Source organism: Cytobacillus sp. FSL W7-1323, from assembly GCF_038595015.1.
Classification (GTDB): Bacteria; Bacillota; Bacilli; order Bacillales; family Cytobacillaceae; genus Cytobacillus; species Cytobacillus kochii.
This window is the reverse complement of record NZ_CP151998.1, coordinates 197,225-215,368: the sequence shown is the minus strand read 5'-3', so window position 1 is coordinate 215,368 and position 18,144 is coordinate 197,225. Positions and strand designations below refer to the sequence as shown.

Below are 18,144 nucleotides of genomic sequence, written 5' to 3'. Positions count from 1 at the left end.
AGAGCATACCCTTTGCCCTAAGTGACAACGGAGGACTTTCATTAAATTCTAACAACTATTACGAACTCCCCCTGCAAATCGAATGATTTGTCCGGTATGTAAAAAACCTTATCTTAATTTATCCTGTTGAATAAAATATTGACTTTTCCGGTATACCATCGCTTCCATTGTTGCAATTAGTTCATTCTCACTTTGGACATCGATTTTGTACCAAGCAAGTTTATGATTTTTCTTTATTTCTTTTGCATATCCAGTTAATGTCATACCACGTTTGCCAGCTGATATAAAGTTAACATTGGTTGTGACGCCCACTGCTGTTTTGCCATATGAGTTGCTTGCAGCTGCGAATACGTAGTCTGCAAGTGAAAAGATAATGGCCCCATGAACCATTCCATGTGAATTAAGCATGCGTTCGTCAGGAATTAATTCGGCTTCCGCTGTGCCAGGCCCAAGTTTTGTCAGTTTCATGCCGAGAAAGGATGCAAGTGGTTCGTCTTTTAAAAATTGCTTAATTTCATCGTAATGCAAATCATGAATAGCCTCATCATTTAATTGAATCGTCATGGATTAAATTCCCCTTTTTTTAAAGTTTTTTCATGCCATATTCAGTGTTTTTTTGAATAGTACTTTAGCAAATAAATATTTGCCTATATTCGCTTTAGACAACACTGTATCTAAATAAGTACCAGTAAAGCGAAGAGTGACAGTAAAGATAGTCGGGTTGTTCATTGTGAAGATACCAATTTAAGCCAAACCACATGCCGATAATAAAGAATTTTATGAAGTACATGATTTAAAACTTATTTTTCAATCAATTGATAATAGACTTCTTTTCTGCATATTCTTCAACTAAATAAATTTTTTCTTTTTTCCATAAGGCACCCTCCCTATAATTAATACAACGTTTTTAAAACGTTAGTTTCGTATGGTGATATACATCAATCTAGTTAAGACTATAAAAAAACATATAATTAAGTAAATTTAAAATTTACAAATTATTATACTCCCTCTCCAGTTATAACAAGAAAAGTAGGAATGAATTTAATTATATTGAATACTTTTTATAATCAAATTTTTTCATCATTTAATTATAGCATAACATTATTTTAACGGGAGGTGAAAAAACGAAACATATTTGCGAGCTTTTTTCTAAAGTGAATGGTTCAAATTCAAATGTAATTTTCTGTTTCCACTTTAGAAGTTAAATCAAAATCATAATTGCTAGAATTAATAGTGGTCAATACATCCCGGCAAAGGAAATGAGGAATATATTGTAAAAAAATAAAAGGAAGATCTGCTTAAAACAGACCATCCTTTTATCTATTGTTCAAAAAATATCTAATTCATAGTTCCAATCGAATATCGTATCAAAAACGATATTTATTTTATGAACGAATACTATACGATGTTTATATATTGTCCTGCCTATACATATTCGTGATATTCATTTGGGTCCTGCCCTTCTACACGGCCAGCTTCTCCTTTATCCAATGAATCAATTGTTTCAATATCCTCAGGTGCTAATTCAAAGTTGGTACTATTGAAATTATCTTTTTGATGCACGGGATTACTTGATTTTGGTATAGAAAATACGTCTGCTTGATAATTCCAATTTAAAATAATCTGCGCCGGGCTTTTATCGTACTTATCCGCAATTTCTTTAATTGTGGTATTTTTTAGCACGTCATTCAGATAACCTCTACCAAAAGGGCTCCAAGATTCAGTAAGAATGCCCCGTTTTTTATTTTCTTCTACCATACGGTTATTATTAAAATACGGATGACGCTCCACCTGATTTGTAGCAGGTGTCACACCTGTTGCTTCGATAATGTCGTCCAGATGTTCTGGTTCAAAATTTGAAACGCCAATGTTTCTGATTAACCCTTGTTTTTGAGCATCCACTAAAGCCTTCCAAGCTTCTACATACTTGCCGTCCTTAGGGTTCGGCCAATGAATTAAATACTTGTCAAAATATTTTAATCCAGTGCGGCGTAGAGATTCTTGGATAAAGATAAATGCCTTGTCATATTCATGGTAAGCACCGGGTAATTTCGTACTAATCAAAATTTCCTCTCTGGGCAGTGCGGACCGACGCACAGCTTCACCGACAATCCCTTCATTGTCGTAGTTTGTTGACGTATCGATTAAGCGATATCCTATATTCAAGGCGTTTAAAATTTCAAACGTACCCTGATCCCCATTAATACCGATCGTGCCTAATCCCACAAAAGGAAGTTCTGTACCATCATTTAGAGTAAAACCATTATTATTTAAAGTCAAAACCTCATCTCCTTTTTAAAAATTTTGCAATGTAAGTTGAGATTGGAAATAACTATTTCCATGATGTCTATAATTACAATACCCGATTTAAAAAAATCCTACACCAACCTGAATTGATTGCTATACCTTTGTGACTTTCTTGGTTTCTCACCAAATCCCCTCTATCCTTTCTCCCCCAACGTTCCACCCGCTCATTTACGCCTGAAGGCAATGTTATTAAGCTATTCCCCAAAAGGCCACTATCGACCTCTTTTTACGTTCTGTATTGTATATAATATTTTGACAATATAAAATAGATGTCCCTCTGAATGGAGACAGAATTAGACATAAGCAATGAGAATAAAAAATACCTTTCCCAACACTCTTATTCTTCTATCCCGTTTCTTACGAAGAGTATAGAAACAATATGACAAATAAACGAACACACTATAACTTTTTTATCAGACAGGGTTTTTGGGGGAATATTGGTCAAAGAAAAGGACTGAACCCTATTGGATCCAGCCCGGATTTGTATTGAGATTTTGAATAACCTTAAATGAATGTCTATCTATTCGTGTTTTCCCCGCTCTTTCCCCGACTCATTTACCGTTAGGATACCACCTTAGTTCCATGAGAAGAACAAAGTTACGTGAGAACCAAGAGAGTTACAGGGCGGACAAATTCTAAAATCCAACAAAATCCCCTTATTCAACAGTAACCGACTTAGCCAAGTTCCTTGGTTTATCTACATCACAGTCACGGTGCAGAGCAGCGTAATAAGAAATCAACTGCAATGGAATAACCGAAACAAGTGGTGAGAGCATTTCGTGTACTTCTGGTAGGACGAATGTGTCACCGTCTTGGTCTAGGCCTTTCATTGAGATGATGCATGGGTTAGCTCCACGTGCGACGACTTCTTTAACGTTGCCGCGGATGCTTAGGTTAACGCCTTCTTGTGTTGCCAGGGCGATGATTGGTGTACCGTCTTCGATCAGAGCAATGGTACCATGTTTGAGTTCTCCTCCAGCAAAACCTTCTGCTTGGATATAAGAGATTTCTTTTAGTTTTAATGCGCCTTCAAGGCCTACGTAGTAGTCAATACTTCGGCCGATGAAGAAGGCATTTCTTGTTGTTGATAGGAAGCTACGTGAGATGTCTTCGAAAGTTTCTTTTGAGTCACATAGTGTTTCCATCGCATTTGCAACAATACCTAATTCTTGGACAAGGTTAAATTCTAATTCACGTCCTTTAGCAATCGCTGTGACCTCTGCTAAGATTGCTAATACCGCTACTTGGGCAGTGTATGCCTTTGTAGAAGCGACAGCAATTTCTGGTCCAGCATGTAACAAGAGCGTGTAGTCTGCTTCACGGGATAAGGTTGAGCCAGGGACATTTGTAATCGTTAATGCTGGGTGTCCCATTTCTTTCACACTAACTAATACTGCACGGCTATCAGCTGTTTCACCACTTTGTGAAATAAAGATGAATAACGGTTTTTCTGATAGCAACGGTGTGTTATAAACAAATTCACTTGAGATATGCACTTCAACAGGGACTTTCGCTACTTTTTCAATATATTGCTTACCGACTAATCCAGCATGGTAAGACGTACCGGCAGCGATAATGTAGATACGATCAGCACTGTTCATTGCATCCAGAATCTCTCCATCAATCGCTAGCTCTCCTTGGTCATTCTGGTATTTCTGAATGATTTTACGAAGAACAAGTGGTTGCTCATCGATTTCTTTTAGCATGTAGTGAGGGTATGTTCCTTTTTCAATATCGCTTGCATCAAGTTCTGCTGTGTAAGGTGCACGTTCGATTGTTTCCCCTTTAAGGTTCTTAATCGTTACACCGTCTTTTGTCACCATTACCATTTCTTTGTCCATGAGTTCTACATATTGATCTGTGATTTGAATCATTGCCATCGCATCAGAAGCCACGACATTGAATGCCTCTCCTAAACCAACTAATAATGGACTTTTGTTCTTCGCGACATAGATTGTGCTCTTGTCTTCATTATCTACAAGCGCAAGAGCGTAAGAGCCTTTAAGCTGTTGCAAAGTTTTGCGAAAAGCTTCTTCAGTGCTAAGCTCTTTAGCAAATTGATCAATCATTTGTACGATAACTTCGGTGTCTGTTTCACTTTTCAGCTCCACACCTTGTAAGAATTCACGTTTCATCTGTTCATAGTTTTCAATCACACCGTTATGAACAAGTGTGTAACGACCTGAATTACTTTGATGAGGGTGTGCATTTTCTTGACTAGGTACACCATGTGTTGCCCAACGTGTATGACCGATTCCTGTATTCGCTAAAACCTTTTCGTCTACAATCGCACGAAGGTCAGCAATTCTGCCTTTTTCTTTAAAAACTTGCACGCCAGCTTCATTGACTACCGCAATACCTGCAGAATCATAGCCTCTATATTCTAGCTTTTCTAAGCCTTTTAATAAAATTTCCTTTGAATCTTGATTACCAATATATCCAACAATACCGCACATACTTCTTCCTCCTAATGTAGAAGGGGCAAGAAGCCTTTAAGGGCGTACTTGCCCCTTATCTCCGTATTTTTTCAATGTGAAAGCAAGGCATGACATAGATGCCTTTACGTTCTATATTTATGGCATTCATCTCTCTTTGTCCATTAGGTTACCCTAATGATTTAAAGACATGATTACGGTTGTGCTTTTCAACCGGGAGGTACCCGCCGATGCTTCGATAAACCTCCTCCTCGTCAACTAACCTTCCATATCCGTTCAAAGATTAGCCCGGGCGCTTTAATTATGAAATTGTGCTTCTAAACCACCTTTCTTTTTTATATACAAAAACATGATAAGCATAACCGATACGCTTATGAAAGTCAACGAATAACCATCAATTAATAGGTATTTTTTACTATAAGTGGAAGTTCTCCATGCTTTTTTCATACATAAATAAAATATGCATAAGAAAACAGAAGCGTTCCCTTATGCATCAATATTACACGCTTATTTTAGTCCCATTTCTTCTTCTACAACAGCAGCAATACGGTTTACATATGCTTCACAAGCCTCTTCTGTAGCTGCTTCTGCCATGACGCGAACAAGCGGTTCAGTTCCTGAAGGACGGACAAGAATACGTCCTTCACCATTCATTTCTTTTTCAACTTCACTAATAACAGCTTTAACCTTTTCATTATCTGTTACATGGTGTTTATCCGTTACTTTAATATTAACGAGCTTTTGTGGGAACTTCTGCATTTCTTTCGCAAGCTCTGAAAGTGATTTGTTTGTCACCTTCATAATGTTCACTAGTTGTAAACCAGAAAGGAGCCCGTCACCTGTCGTGATATGATCAAGGAAGATAATATGGCCTGATTGTTCGCCACCTAAACTATAACCACTCTTCTTCATTTCCTCTACAACATAGCGGTCACCGACTGCCGTTTGCACACTTTTCATCTCATTTGCTTCTAATCCCTTATAGAAACCAAGGTTGCTCATTACTGTAGAAACAACGGTATCCTCTTTAAGTCTACCTTGTTCTTTCAAGTACTTCGCACAAATGAACATGATTTGGTCACCATCTACCACTTGCCCTTTTTCATCGATAGCTATCAACCGATCGCCATCACCATCAAAGGCAAGCCCTACATCCGCTCCTCTTTCTTTCACAAAAGCAGCTAAGGCTTCTGGATGTGTAGAGCCCACTTCCTCATTAATATTTAACCCATTGGGTGAAGCACCCATCATCGATAAATCGGCATCCAAGTCAGCAAATAAATGATTTGCTAAGAATGAAGTCGCTCCATGTGCACAATCTAAAGCGATATGAATGCCAGAAAAATCATCATCAACAGATTGCTTTAAGTATTGCAGATATTTCTGTCCGCCTTCGAAGTAATCATTCACTTGTCCAAGATCACCACCAACTGGTCGTGGTAGGGAATCATTCTCCTTGTCCATTAGTTCTTCGATTTCATTTTCCTGTGCATCTGAAAGCTTGAAGCCATCTGGACCAAAAAACTTAATTCCATTATCCGCAACAGGATTATGGGAAGCAGATATCATTACGCCCGCCTCTGCATCTAATGCTTTCGTTAAATAGGCAACACCTGGAGTAGAAATAACGCCGAGTCGCATCACTTCTGCGCCGATAGAAAGAAGGCCTGCTACCAGTGCATTCTCAAGCATATGTCCTGAGATTCTTGTATCTCTCCCAATTAAAACTTTTGGGCGTTCTTGATCTTTTGTTAATACATATCCACCAAATCTACCTAGTTTAAAGGCTAACTCTGGCGTTAACTCACTATTTGCCACTCCGCGAACGCCATCCGTACCAAAATATTTTCCCATTATTAATCGCTCCTTCACTTTCCTCTGCTGTTCCATCTATTCTTTTTCTGTAATATTGATTGTTGCCGTCTCACTCTCAAGTTGGGACTCAACACCAAGAGGTGCGTCTAATTGAATATTCACCTCATGTTCTCCAGGATCAAGGCCAGATACATCTATAGATAGGGTAAAATCACCTTTACTTAAACTATTCATATCCTTTTCATTACCAGAAACCTTCAAGCTTGTCTCACCTTCATCAGGGCTTTGAAATGTCACATCATATTGGTCGTCTAATCCTGTGATTGTTATCGGCATGCCTGAATAGGTTCGATTCACTGTTTGTTCATTTGCGGCTTGTTCCTGCTCTTGTTCTTGTACTTGTGATTCTTCTTCCTCACTGCTGCTATCTTCTGGTGCTTCTTGTTCCTTAACAGTCACATTGGCATTAACCGTCACTTCTTTAGGATCAACACTAGTAATTCCGTCAGAGATGATCACAGGTAATTTTATTTCCTGATCTTTATCGAGTTTGCTTAAATCGACCTCAACCCTAACCGTTTTTACATCATTTAGAACATTTTCTGGAGCAAAAATGGTTGCTTCTGTTTGGCTGAGTTTAAGAGAGTCTAACTCAACTCCCGAAGGAAGGCTCCCGGTTTCAACAATATCGATGGGCACCGTCTTACTTAAACGCTTCACATCGACCGAAACCTCCACCTCACCTGGATTTACATCTACATCTAATTTATTCATATTACGATCGAGCACATTAATCGCGGCTGTTTCTGTAAATGATTCCGTTATAGAACCTTTTGTATTAACAGTTGCTTTGACATAAGCAATCGATTCAATCACATTTTTGGCACCTGTTATTTTGACTGTACTAGGTTCAGCAAGTGCTGCTTCGGCCTTGTAACCTTCTTCAAGTAAACTATTGTTAAATTCTGCTTCCACATTGAACTCTTCAGTTACTTTTTCATCAATTGTTACATCTACAGTAGAAGGGTCAATTATATATTCAAGCTTATCGGATAGATCTTTAATCCCTACCTCTACTTCTTGTCGACCAATTTCTGCATCTGATAAGTCCACAAACACTTCAAAGTTCCGCTGTGCCTTCGCATTTTCCAAATGGCTCCTTGGGCCATCTAAAGTAACAGCCACTGTTTCTGGAAGTCCGGAAACGACAAGATTATCTGTATCATAGTAAGCTGTGAGCGGAACATTTTCAATGACAGCTGAGCCATCATCTCCAGGTACATTGATACTTCTATTATCGTTATTCGTATCATAAACCGAATCAAACAGGAGCAGAGCAATTAATAAAGCCACTACCTTCATAAACCATCTGGTATCAATGAGCTTATCAATATATTTATCCATTTTTCTTTCCCCTCCAGTTCCAAAGAGTGGAAGAAGATTGTTTTGATTTAGCTGAGTGAATAAGCTTCTCATTTAAAAGTTCTTTGAGCTGATCGAGTTTCAAATCGCGTGTAAGTTCACCATTTTTCGCTACAGATATTCCACCTGTCTCTTCAGACACAATAATGGTGATACTATCTGTTACTTCACTAATTCCCATCGCTGCTCTATGTCTAGTACCTAACTCTTTAGAGATAAAAGGACTTTCTGATAAAGGCAAGTAACATGCAGCAGCTGCAATTTGACTTTTCTGTATAATAACGGCGCCATCATGTAATGGTGTATTGGGAATAAAGATATTAATAAGTAATTCTGATGATATTTTGGAATGCAATGGAATACCAGTTTCAATATAGTCACCCATACCAGTTTCACGTTCAATCGAAATTAGCGCACCAATTCTCCGCTTAGCCATGTAATCAACAGACTTTACAATTGCAGTAACTAATTGATCTTGATCCATCTCTTCTTGGTTACCACTTCTAACGAAGAATTTACCCCTACCAAGCTGCTCTAGTGCACGACGCAACTCTGGTTGGAAGATAATAATAATGGCTAGTACCCCCCATAAGAGAACTTGTTCCATCATCCATCCTAAAGTTTGCAAATGAAGGATATCACTTAAAACCTTTACAATCAGAATAATAAATATCCCTTTGACTAATTGGACGGCTTTCGTCCCTTTAACAATCATAATTAATTTATATATAACGAACCAGACAAGGAGAATGTCTACTGTATTCGCTAAAAGCCTTAATAAAGGTAAATCTGTGAAAGATAAATCTAAAAGCGACATTTTCCTTCCTCCAAGTATTTATTTCCACCATTAAAATAGTCGTTTAACCTACTTATTATACCATATTTCTAATGAAATCCAATTTTCTAGTTATGTATACAATCGTGAACGTTATTAAAATATATCCTACATTTTTATTACTACATATGCAAAGATTAAGCGATTTATTAACAAATAATTACATATTTACACTTCTTTGAACAAAGGAAAAAGCCACCGCATTATAGCAGTGACCTATTTTCCCTTACTCTTTTTCATCCTCTTGTGTAACAGTCGAGATTAAACTTTTACTTGTATTTTTAATGTGATACCATAACCATTCAAAAAGCTGGTCTACTTCTTTTATTTCTCCTGTGACGTTACCAGCCGAGGCTAAATATTGCTCACCATTAATGACCGTTGCATCCCCTTCGACTTCACCATTTATTTGCAAGTTTCCATTCTTAACAACAACATCTCCCTTGACCACTTCTCCTTCTGGGACAATGACCGTATCGTTCTCAATCACTAGATTAGATTGCTTGGAAACAGACAATGCACTTTCTTGATTCCAGGCAGATAGAACACTTCCAGACATTAAGATAAGAAAGAGTGATGCTGCAGCAAGCATTGGGTGCTTCCTGAGCCACCTTTGTGCACCTACTTTTTTCTTTTCTTTAGGCAGTCTTGCCATCACATTCTCAGTAAAACCTGCAGGCGCTTGGAAATGTGACGTACTCTGGACAAAGGCAATCGCTCGCTTTAGTTCATGAAAATGCATGCGGCATTCTTCACATTGCTCTATATGTGTTTTGAGTAATTGTTTATGCTCATCTGTTATTTCTTCATCTAAATATTCATGCATATATTCAATAATTTCTTCATTACATTTCACTGAAATCACCTTCTTATACGTAGCGTAATTGCTTTCTTAAAGCTTCTCTTCCCCTATGAATCCTCGTTTTCACAGTGCCTAATGGTAGATCTAAGGTCTCACTGATTTCATTCAAGGATAGTTCTTCAATGTACTTAAGCACGATGACCGATCGATATTTTTCCGGTAGCTTCGAAATTTCCATTTGTATGGTTTCCTGCAACTCCATTTTTTCTACATCTTCTTCAGGTAGTTTCGTACTCGCGGGAATTTGTGAGTACATATTTAAACCGTCTGTTCCTGCTACTTCCGCGTCCAAATAATAGTCAGGCTTTTTCTTCCTGATCCGGTCAATACATAGGTTTGTTGCAATGCGATATAACCATGTTGAGAACTTTAAGTTCGTATTGAAGCTTTGTATATTTACATATGCTCGTAAGAAAGCTTCTTGTGCAATATCTTCAGACTCATGTTGATTACCCAACATTCGATAACAGATATGATATACTCTGTCTTTGTATATTTCTACTATTTCAGCGTAAGCATCTTGATCTCCTTTTAATACTTGTTTAATTCTTTTCTTCACCAACAATTCCATCTATTTACCCCCGCTCTATGCGGCTTATCGATAATCATTTACGAATCGATAGCAAAAAGGTTTCACATATTTTTTATTAGGTTCCTTTTCCTCCATAAGTACTTTGGTTATATAAGAGTTATCACATAATATTTTAACAAATTTTAACTAAAGTAGTTTAATTAATTTTCATACTGGGTATAAAGGATTTAAAACCAGTGTGTTGACGAAGGAAAAAAGACCTTCCCTTCAATATTTTTGCTCCAACGAACAAGAGACCATACATTTAAAAATTGTCTACGTGCTGGAATAAAATTTTCAAATGGAAAGGACAATGATCTCATGTATACGGAGGAACTATTAAAAGATATTGAAATACACAGAGCTAAAATGGTTGAACTTGCTTCTATTTCTTCATTTTCAAACCACCAAGTTCTTAAAGCGAGCATTGAATTGGACAACCTAATTAATAGATACTATACATTAACATTAAAAAAAGAAGCTTGAGCATCGACTCAAGCTTCTTTCACTTTATAGTAATTTTTCACCGAATAGCGAGCCCATTAAGGCCACCGCTGCATCAGCTGTTTTATTTCTTTCATCTAATATTGGATTAACCTCAACAAATTCGGCCGAAGTAATCATTTGGGATTCTGCCAGTATTTCCATAGCAAGGTGGCTCTCTCGATAACTTATCCCCCCCATAACTGGTGTACCCACACCAGGTGCATCAGATGGATCAAGACCATCTAAATCTAACGAAAGGTGAACACCATCTGTTCGGTCTTGTAAATAACTAATCGTCTCTTCCATTACCCTCGGCATCCCTAAGCGATCAATTTCATGCATCGTAAAGACTTTTATTCCCTTGGCTTTAATCAAATCCCTTTCGCCTTGGTCTAAAGACCTTGCTCCTATAATCACAACATTTTCAGGCTTCAACTTCTTATGGACTCCTCCTACCTCTAATAACAATGGATGCCCAAATCCTAGAGCGACTGCTAAGGACATCCCATGAATATTACCGGATGGCGAAGTTTCTGCTGTATTTAAGTCCCCGTGTGCATCGTACCAAATCACACCTAAGTTATGATAATGCTGTAATAAACCAGCTAACGTACCAATAGCGATACTATGATCCCCTCCTAAAACAAGAGGAAATGCTCCTTTTTTTACTACCCCATCAACTTGATCTGCTAAGATTTTAGTCTTTTCTGCAATTAAGTCCAAGTTTCTTAAACCTGTTTCCTTATCTATTTGTTCAGTCGACCTACCTATTTCAATATCACCTAAATCATCAACTTGGTGATTAAGTTCTTGTAATCTATTTTCAATGCCCGCATATCGGATGGCACTTGGCCCCATGTCTACCCCTCTTCTTAATTGTCCCAAGTCCATCGGCATACCAATAATTGAAATGTTTTTCATTTAGTTGCTCCCCCTACTAAAGAATGAATTCTCTCTCTATTGTAAACGGTTACATTCTAATGGTTCAACTGTGCAAAATTTTGTATATCTATACAAAAAAAGGGCATTTATTATTGCTCTGGGTCAATTACTGTGGGCAGGATAGCAGAACACAAACGGAAAATGATATATTTCTAAACACAGATTGAATTACAAATCACCAAAAATAGATGCGCTTCCTCTGCTTACTTAGTTAAGTCAGCTTAAAGGATTGTACAAAGAAAGGCCCTGTGATATCTCATACAAGAAGTATGTGGGTAATTTCCTTATGTTTAATCTCATGGGAAAAATACAAGATAACAAATAAAAATCCTTAAACATAAAATGTTTAAGGATTAAGTGAGCCATGAAGGACTCGAACCTTCGACCCTCTGATTAAAAGTCAGATGCTCTACCAACTGAGCTAATGGCTCGAAAATGGCTGGGCTAGCAGGGATCGAACCTGCGAATGACGGAATCAAAATCCGTTGCCTTACCGCTTGGCTATAGCCCATCGTATGTAAAAAAACAAAATAAAAAGGACTAATTATATTATGTCCGCTTTTTGGATTTTCATTCAAATAAAATTGAAATGGTGGAGGGGGGCAGATTCGAACTGCCGAACCCGAAGGAGCGGATTTACAGTCCGCCGCGTTTAGCCACTTCGCTACCCCTCCGACATAAATATATTAAAATGGTGCCGGCCAGAGGACTTGAACCCCCAACCTACTGATTACAAGTCAGTTGCTCTACCAATTGAGCTAGGCCGGCCCATCTATAGTAAATTGAAATGGTGGAGGATGACGGGATCGAACCGCCGACCCTCTGCTTGTAAGGCAGATGCTCTCCCAGCTGAGCTAATCCTCCAAAATGGTGACCCCTACGGGATTCGAACCCGTGTTACCGCCGTGAAAGGGCGGTGTCTTAACCGCTTGACCAAGGGGCCAAAAATATTTAAAGTTCTTACCAGAGCTTCCAACCGGGCTCGAACCGGTGACCTCTTCCTTACCATGGAAGTGCTCTACCTGCTGAGCTATGGAAGCATCAGCTAAATATCTTTGATTTTGTTTAAAATGGCTCCGCAGGTAGGATTCGAACCTACGACCGTTCGGTTAACAGCCGAATGCTCTACCACTGAGCTACTGCGGAATAATATGTTAATATGTATGCCCGGCAACGTCCTACTCTCACAAGGGGACAGCCCCTAACTACCATCGGCGCTGAGAAGCTTAACTTCCGTGTTCGGTATGGGAACGGGTGTGACCTTCTCGCTATCGCCACCGGACTATGAAATTGTAAGGGAATCGTTCCCTCAAAACTAGGTAATGTTGAAGAAGATATTTATTGAGTAATCGCCTGAATGCGTGCTGTAGGATACTACTTACGTAGTTCTGTCCAGCTGCGGCGCCTAGGTGCTCGAGGTCATAAGTCAAATTTGTCATGAGGTTAAAGAACAACCTCCTGTCAAATCTGTCTTATGCTTGTCGCACCTGTGCAAGGCGCTTTCGCTTTTCGTTTTTGGTTAAGTCCTCGATCGATTAGTATTAGTCAGCTACATGTGTCGCCACACTTCCACCTCTAACCTATCAACCTGATCATCTTTCAGGGATCTTACTAGCTTGCGCTATGGGAAATCTCATCTCGAGGGGGGCTTCATGCTTAGATGCTTTCAGCACTTATCCCTTCCGCACATAGCTACCCAGCGATGCCTTTGGCAAGACAACTGGTACACCAGCGGTGCGTCCATCCCGGTCCTCTCGTACTAAGGACAGCTCCTCTCAAATTTCCTGCGCCCACGACGGATAGGGACCGAACTGTCTCACGACGTTCTGAACCCAGCTCGCGTACCGCTTTAATGGGCGAACAGCCCAACCCTTGGGACCGACTACAGCCCCAGGATGCGATGAGCCGACATCGAGGTGCCAAACCTCCCCGTCGATGTGGACTCTTGGGGGAGATAAGCCTGTTATCCCCGGGGTAGCTTTTATCCGTTGAGCGATGGCCCTTCCATGCGGAACCACCGGATCACTAAGCCCGACTTTCGTCCCTGCTCGACTTGTAGGTCTCGCAGTCAAGCTCCCTTGTGCCTTTACACTCTACGAATGATTTCCAACCATTCTGAGGGAACCTTTGGGCGCCTCCGTTACTCTTTAGGAGGCGACCGCCCCAGTCAAACTGCCCACCTGACACTGTCTCCCATCCCGATAAGGGATGTGGGTTAGAATTTCAATACAGCCAGGGTAGTATCCCACCGACGCCTCCACCGAAGCTAGCGCTCCGGCTTCTAAGGCTCCTACCTATCCTGTACAAGCTGTACCAAAATTCAATATCAGGCTACAGTAAAGCTCCACGGGGTCTTTCCGTCCTGTCGCGGGTAACCTGCATCTTCACAGGTACTATAATTTCACCGAGTCTCTCGTTGAGACAGTGCCCAGATCGTTACGCCTTTCGTGCGGGTCGGAACTTACCCGACAAGGAATTTCGCTACCTTAGGACCGTTATAGTTACGGCCGCCGTTTACTGGGGCTTCGATTCAAAGCTTCGCGTGAGCTAACCTCTCCTCTTAACCTTCCAGCACCGGGCAGGCGTCAGCCCCTATACTTCGCCTTGCGGCTTCGCAGAGACCTGTGTTTTTGCTAAACAGTCGCCTGGGCCTATTCACTGCGGCTCATCAAGGCTTTAACACCCTAATGAGCACCCCTTCTCCCGAAGTTACGGGGTCATTTTGCCGAGTTCCTTAACGAGAGTTCTCTCGCTCACCTTAGGATTCTCTCCTCGCCTACCTGTGTCGGTTTGCGGTACGGGCACCTTATTCCTCGCTAGAGGCTTTTCTTGGCAGTGTGGAATCAAGAACTTCGGTACTAAATTTCCCTCGCTATCACAGCTCAAGGTATGTGACCATGGGATTTGCCTCATGGTCCCTCTAACTGCTTAGACGCACATCCAATAGTGCGCTTACCCTATCCTCCTGCGTCCCCCCATCACTCAAACAGAATACGGTGGTACAGGAATATCAACCTGTTGTCCATCGCCTACGCTTTTCAGCCTCGGCTTAGGTCCCGACTAACCCTGAGCGGACGAGCCTTCCTCAGGAAACCTTAGGCATTCGGTGGATGGGATTCTCACCCATCTTTCGCTACTCATACCGGCATTCTCACTTCTAAGCGCTCCACCAGTCCTTACGGTCTAGCTTCAACGCCCTTAGAACGCTCTCCTACCACTGAACATCAACGATGTTCAATCCACAGCTTCGGTGATACGTTTAGCCCCGGTACATTTTCGGCGCGGAGTCACTCGACCAGTGAGCTATTACGCACTCTTTAAATGGTGGCTGCTTCTAAGCCAACATCCTGGTTGTCTAAGCAACTCCACATCCTTTTCCACTTAACGTATACTTTGGGACCTTAGCTGGTGGTCTGGGCTGTTTCCCTCTTGACTACGGATCTTATCACTCGCAGTCTGACTCCCATGGATAAATCTTTGGCATTCGGAGTTTGTCTGAATTCGGTAACCCGATGAGGGCCCCTAGTCCAAACAGTGCTCTACCTCCAAGATTCTTACGCATGAGGCTAGCCCTAAAGCTATTTCGGAGAGAACCAGCTATCTCCAAGTTCGATTGGAATTTCTCCGCTACCCACACCTCATCCCCGCACTTTTCAACGTACGTGGGTTCGGGCCTCCATCCAGTGTTACCTGGACTTCACCCTGGACATGGGTAGATCACCTGGTTTCGGGTCTACGACCACATACTCATTCGCCCTATTCAGACTCGCTTTCGCTACGGCTCCGTCTGTCCAACTTAACCTCGCATGTAATCGTAACTCGCCGGTTCATTCTACAAAAGGCACGCTATCACCCATTAACGGGCTCTAACTACTTGTAGGCACACGGTTTCAGGATCTCTTTCACTCCCCTTCCGGGGTGCTTTTCACCTTTCCCTCACGGTACTGGTTCACTATCGGTCACTAGGGAGTATTTAGCCTTGGGAGATGGTCCTCCCTGCTTCCGACGGGATTTCTCGTGTCCCGCCGTACTCAGGATCCACTCTGGAGGGAACGAAGTTTCAACTACAGGGCTTTTACCTCCTATGGCGGGCCTTTCCAGACCTCTTCGTCTATCTCGTTCCTTTGTAACTCCGTATAGAATGTCCTACAACCCCAAGAGGCAAGCCTCTTGGTTTGGGCTAATCCCGTTTCGCTCGCCGCTACTCAGGGAATCGCGTTTGCTTTCTCTTCCTCCGGGTACTTAGATGTTTCAGTTCCCCGGGTCTGCCTTCCATACCCTATGTATTCAGGTATGGATCCTATCCCATAACGGATAGGGGGTTTCCCCATTCGGAAATCTCCGGATCAAAGCTTACTTACAGCTCCCCGAAGCATATCGGTGTTAGTCCCGTCCTTCATCGGCTCCTAGTGCCAAGGCATTCACCGTGCGCCCTTATTAACTTAACCATTGTTCGGCTTGCGATAAGCTACGCATTTCGGCGTCAGCTCACTCGTCAACATCCTCATGTGCACAAGACGCACACTCCGGTGTTTCCTCGCTCGCTTCCTTGAACTGCTTGCTTCTCACAACCCTCACGGTTGTGTTTTCTTAAAAAAGTTTAGTATCTTTACTCTATTACTATTAAATAGAGAGAAAATAACTAAGGTGGCGATTACTCGGTAATCTTCTTCATTACATTATCTAGTTTTCAAAGAACGATTGAATTGAGAGATTATACTCTCAAAACTGAACGAACAGTCTAACATCAAGTTAATTCCGTATATTCCTTAGAAAGGAGGTGATCCAGCCGCACCTTCCGATACGGCTACCTTGTTACGACTTCACCCCAATCATCTGTCCCACCTTAGGCGGCTGGCTCCAAAAGGTTACCCCACCGACTTCGGGTGTTACAAACTCTCGTGGTGTGACGGGCGGTGTGTACAAGGCCCGGGAACGTATTCACCGCGGCATGCTGATCCGCGATTACTAGCGATTCCGGCTTCATGTAGGCGAGTTGCAGCCTACAATCCGAACTGAGAATGGTTTTATGGGATTGGCTAAACCTCGCGGTCTTGCAGCCCTTTGTACCATCCATTGTAGCACGTGTGTAGCCCAGGTCATAAGGGGCATGATGATTTGACGTCATCCCCACCTTCCTCCGGTTTGTCACCGGCAGTCACCTTAGAGTGCCCAACTGAATGCTGGCAACTAAGATCAAGGGTTGCGCTCGTTGCGGGACTTAACCCAACATCTCACGACACGAGCTGACGACAACCATGCACCACCTGTCACTCTGTCCCCCGAAGGGGAAAGTCCTATCTCTAGGATTGTCAGAGGATGTCAAGACCTGGTAAGGTTCTTCGCGTTGCTTCGAATTAAACCACATGCTCCACCGCTTGTGCGGGCCCCCGTCAATTCCTTTGAGTTTCAACCTTGCGGTCGTACTCCCCAGGCGGAGTGCTTAATGCGTTTGCTGCAGCACTAAAGGGCGGAAACCCTCTAACACTTAGCACTCATCGTTTACGGCGTGGACTACCAGGGTATCTAATCCTGTTTGCTCCCCACGCTTTCGCGCCTCAGCGTCAGTTACAGACCAGAAAGTCGCCTTCGCCACTGGTGTTCCTCCAAATCTCTACGCATTTCACCGCTACACTTGGAATTCCACTTTCCTCTTCTGCACTCAAGTTCCCCAGTTTCCAATGACCCTCCACGGTTGAGCCGTGGGCTTTCACATCAGACTTAAGGAACCGCCTGCGCGCGCTTTACGCCCAATAATTCCGGACAACGCTTGCCACCTACGTATTACCGCGGCTGCTGGCACGTAGTTAGCCGTGGCTTTCTGGTTAGGTACCGTCAAGGTACCGGCAGTTACTCCGATACTTGTTCTTCCCTAACAACAGAGTTTTACGATCCGAAAACCTTCATCACTCACGCGGCGTTGCTCCGTCAGACTTTCGTCCATTGCGGAAGATTCCCTACTGCTGCCTCCCGTAGGAGTCTGGGCCGTGTCTCAGTCCCAGTGTGGCCGATCACCCTCTCAGGTCGGCTACGCATCGTCGCCTTGGTGAGCCGTTACCTCACCAACTAGCTAATGCGCCGCGGGCCCATCTGTAAGTGATAGCAGAACCATCTTTCAATCTAATTATATGTATAAATAGATATTATCCGGTATTAGCCCCGGTTTCCCGGAGTTATCCCAGTCTTACAGGCAGGTTGCCCACGTGTTACTCACCCGTCCGCCGCTAATCTTTGGGAGCAAGCTCCCTCAGATTCGCTCGACTTGCATGTATTAGGCACGCCGCCAGCGTTCGTCCTGAGCCAGGATCAAACTCTCCAATAAAGTGTTTGATTAGCTCGTTTGCACCTATGGTGCTTTGTTGCTGATAAATCAGCTTTTTTCAGAATTACGCTTGACGTTTTACGTTCGTTCAGTTTTCAAAGAACAATCTCGTTCGCTTCAGAAGCGACTTTATTAATTTAACATTTA

General features: G+C 42.0%; 10 protein-coding genes, 8 tRNA genes and 3 rRNA genes. All 21 read right to left on the bottom strand.

Annotated elements, in window-relative coordinates:
• Positions 1 to 108: 108 nt before the first annotated feature.
• On the bottom strand, positions 109 to 564 hold the full coding sequence (locus MKX67_RS01150) for a PaaI family thioesterase (protein ID WP_307315815.1): 456 nt from the start codon (positions 562 to 564) through the stop codon (positions 109 to 111).
• A 30-nt stretch (positions 565 to 594) separates the two neighbouring features.
• Positions 595 to 729 carry a hypothetical protein gene (locus MKX67_RS01145; RefSeq protein ID WP_322910230.1) on the bottom strand — a complete coding sequence of 45 codons (135 nt, stop codon included), beginning with the start codon at positions 727 to 729 and terminating at the stop codon, positions 595 to 597.
• A gap of 696 nt (positions 730 to 1,425) precedes the next feature.
• The gene (locus MKX67_RS01140) at positions 1,426 to 2,280 is read right to left on the bottom strand and encodes an aldo/keto reductase (protein ID WP_095371066.1); all 855 of its coding nucleotides are present in this window, start codon (positions 2,278 to 2,280) and stop codon (positions 1,426 to 1,428) included.
• Between the two features lie 683 nt (positions 2,281 to 2,963).
• Positions 2,964 to 4,763: a glutamine--fructose-6-phosphate transaminase (isomerizing) gene (glmS, locus tag MKX67_RS01135; RefSeq protein ID WP_307315834.1), complete on the bottom strand. Its 1,800-nt coding sequence runs from the start codon at positions 4,761 to 4,763 to the stop codon at positions 2,964 to 2,966.
• 486 nt (positions 4,764 to 5,249) lie between these two features.
• Positions 5,250 to 6,596 carry a phosphoglucosamine mutase gene (gene glmM / locus MKX67_RS01130; RefSeq protein WP_322910229.1) on the bottom strand — a complete coding sequence of 449 codons (1,347 nt, stop codon included), beginning with the start codon at positions 6,594 to 6,596 and terminating at the stop codon, positions 5,250 to 5,252.
• A gap of 36 nt (positions 6,597 to 6,632) precedes the next feature.
• A complete protein-coding gene (locus MKX67_RS01125) occupies positions 6,633 to 7,961 on the bottom strand; it encodes a CdaR family protein (protein WP_322910228.1) in 1,329 nt (442 codons plus the stop codon).
• Positions 7,954 to 8,796, bottom strand: a complete 843-nt coding sequence (cdaA, locus tag MKX67_RS01120) for a diadenylate cyclase CdaA (protein ID WP_095371070.1) — start codon at positions 8,794 to 8,796, stop codon at positions 7,954 to 7,956. Before cdaA ends, MKX67_RS01125 begins: the two co-directional genes overlap by 8 nt.
• Positions 8,797 to 9,040: 244 nt before the next feature.
• The gene (locus tag MKX67_RS01115; RefSeq protein ID WP_095371071.1) at positions 9,041 to 9,670 is read right to left on the bottom strand and encodes an anti-sigma factor; all 630 of its coding nucleotides are present in this window, start codon (positions 9,668 to 9,670) and stop codon (positions 9,041 to 9,043) included.
• Positions 9,671 to 9,683: 13 nt separating this feature from the next.
• Positions 9,684 to 10,247: an RNA polymerase sigma factor SigW gene (gene sigW, locus MKX67_RS01110; RefSeq protein ID WP_095371072.1), complete on the bottom strand. Its 564-nt coding sequence runs from the start codon at positions 10,245 to 10,247 to the stop codon at positions 9,684 to 9,686.
• A 510-nt stretch (positions 10,248 to 10,757) separates the two neighbouring features.
• Positions 10,758 to 11,654: an arginase gene (gene rocF, locus MKX67_RS01105; protein WP_322910227.1), complete on the bottom strand. Its 897-nt coding sequence runs from the start codon at positions 11,652 to 11,654 to the stop codon at positions 10,758 to 10,760.
• Positions 11,655 to 12,033: 379 nt separating this feature from the next.
• Positions 12,034 to 12,106 (bottom strand) — tRNA-Lys (locus MKX67_RS01100).
• A gap of 5 nt (positions 12,107 to 12,111) precedes the next feature.
• A tRNA-Gln gene (locus MKX67_RS01095) sits at positions 12,112 to 12,186 on the bottom strand.
• A gap of 79 nt (positions 12,187 to 12,265) precedes the next feature.
• Positions 12,266 to 12,349 (bottom strand) — tRNA-Tyr (locus MKX67_RS01090).
• Between the two features lie 18 nt (positions 12,350 to 12,367).
• Positions 12,368 to 12,443, bottom strand: a tRNA-Thr gene (locus MKX67_RS01085).
• Positions 12,444 to 12,463: 20 nt separating this feature from the next.
• Positions 12,464 to 12,539, bottom strand: a tRNA-Val gene (locus tag MKX67_RS01080).
• Positions 12,540 to 12,543: 4 nt separating this feature from the next.
• Positions 12,544 to 12,618 (bottom strand) — tRNA-Glu (locus tag MKX67_RS01075).
• 24 nt (positions 12,619 to 12,642) lie between these two features.
• Positions 12,643 to 12,715, bottom strand: a tRNA-Thr gene (locus MKX67_RS01070).
• Positions 12,716 to 12,746: 31 nt separating this feature from the next.
• Positions 12,747 to 12,821 (bottom strand) — tRNA-Asn (locus MKX67_RS01065).
• A gap of 19 nt (positions 12,822 to 12,840) precedes the next feature.
• Positions 12,841 to 12,957: ribosomal RNA gene (gene rrf, locus MKX67_RS01060) — 5S ribosomal RNA — on the bottom strand.
• Between the two features lie 233 nt (positions 12,958 to 13,190).
• Positions 13,191 to 16,123 (bottom strand): 23S ribosomal RNA (locus MKX67_RS01055).
• A 325-nt stretch (positions 16,124 to 16,448) separates the two neighbouring features.
• Positions 16,449 to 17,997 (bottom strand): 16S ribosomal RNA (locus tag MKX67_RS01050).
• The 16S, 23S and 5S rRNA genes sit together here with 8 tRNA genes alongside, the layout of an rRNA operon.
• Positions 17,998 to 18,144 lie beyond the last annotated feature (147 nt).

Bases quoted from the DNA above. Each gene is read 5' to 3' on its own strand.
- MKX67_RS01150 (WP_307315815.1), bottom strand. From the start codon at position 564: ATGACGATTCAATTAAATGATGAGGCTATTCATGATTTGCATTACGAT.
- MKX67_RS01145 (WP_322910230.1), bottom strand. From the start codon at position 729: ATGAACAACCCGACTATCTTTACTGTCACTCTTCGCTTTACTGGTACT.
- glmS (WP_307315834.1), bottom strand. From the start codon at position 4,763: ATGTGCGGTATTGTTGGATATATTGGTAATCAAGATTCAAAGGAAATT.
- glmM (WP_322910229.1), bottom strand. From the start codon at position 6,596: ATGGGAAAATATTTTGGTACGGATGGCGTTCGCGGAGTGGCAAATAGT.
- MKX67_RS01125 (WP_322910228.1), bottom strand. From the start codon at position 7,961: ATGGATAAATATATTGATAAGCTCATTGATACCAGATGGTTTATGAAG.
- cdaA (WP_095371070.1), bottom strand. From the start codon at position 8,796: ATGTCGCTTTTAGATTTATCTTTCACAGATTTACCTTTATTAAGGCTT.
- sigW (WP_095371072.1), bottom strand. From the start codon at position 10,247: ATGGAATTGTTGGTGAAGAAAAGAATTAAACAAGTATTAAAAGGAGAT.
- rocF (WP_322910227.1), bottom strand. From the start codon at position 11,654: ATGAAAAACATTTCAATTATTGGTATGCCGATGGACTTGGGACAATTA.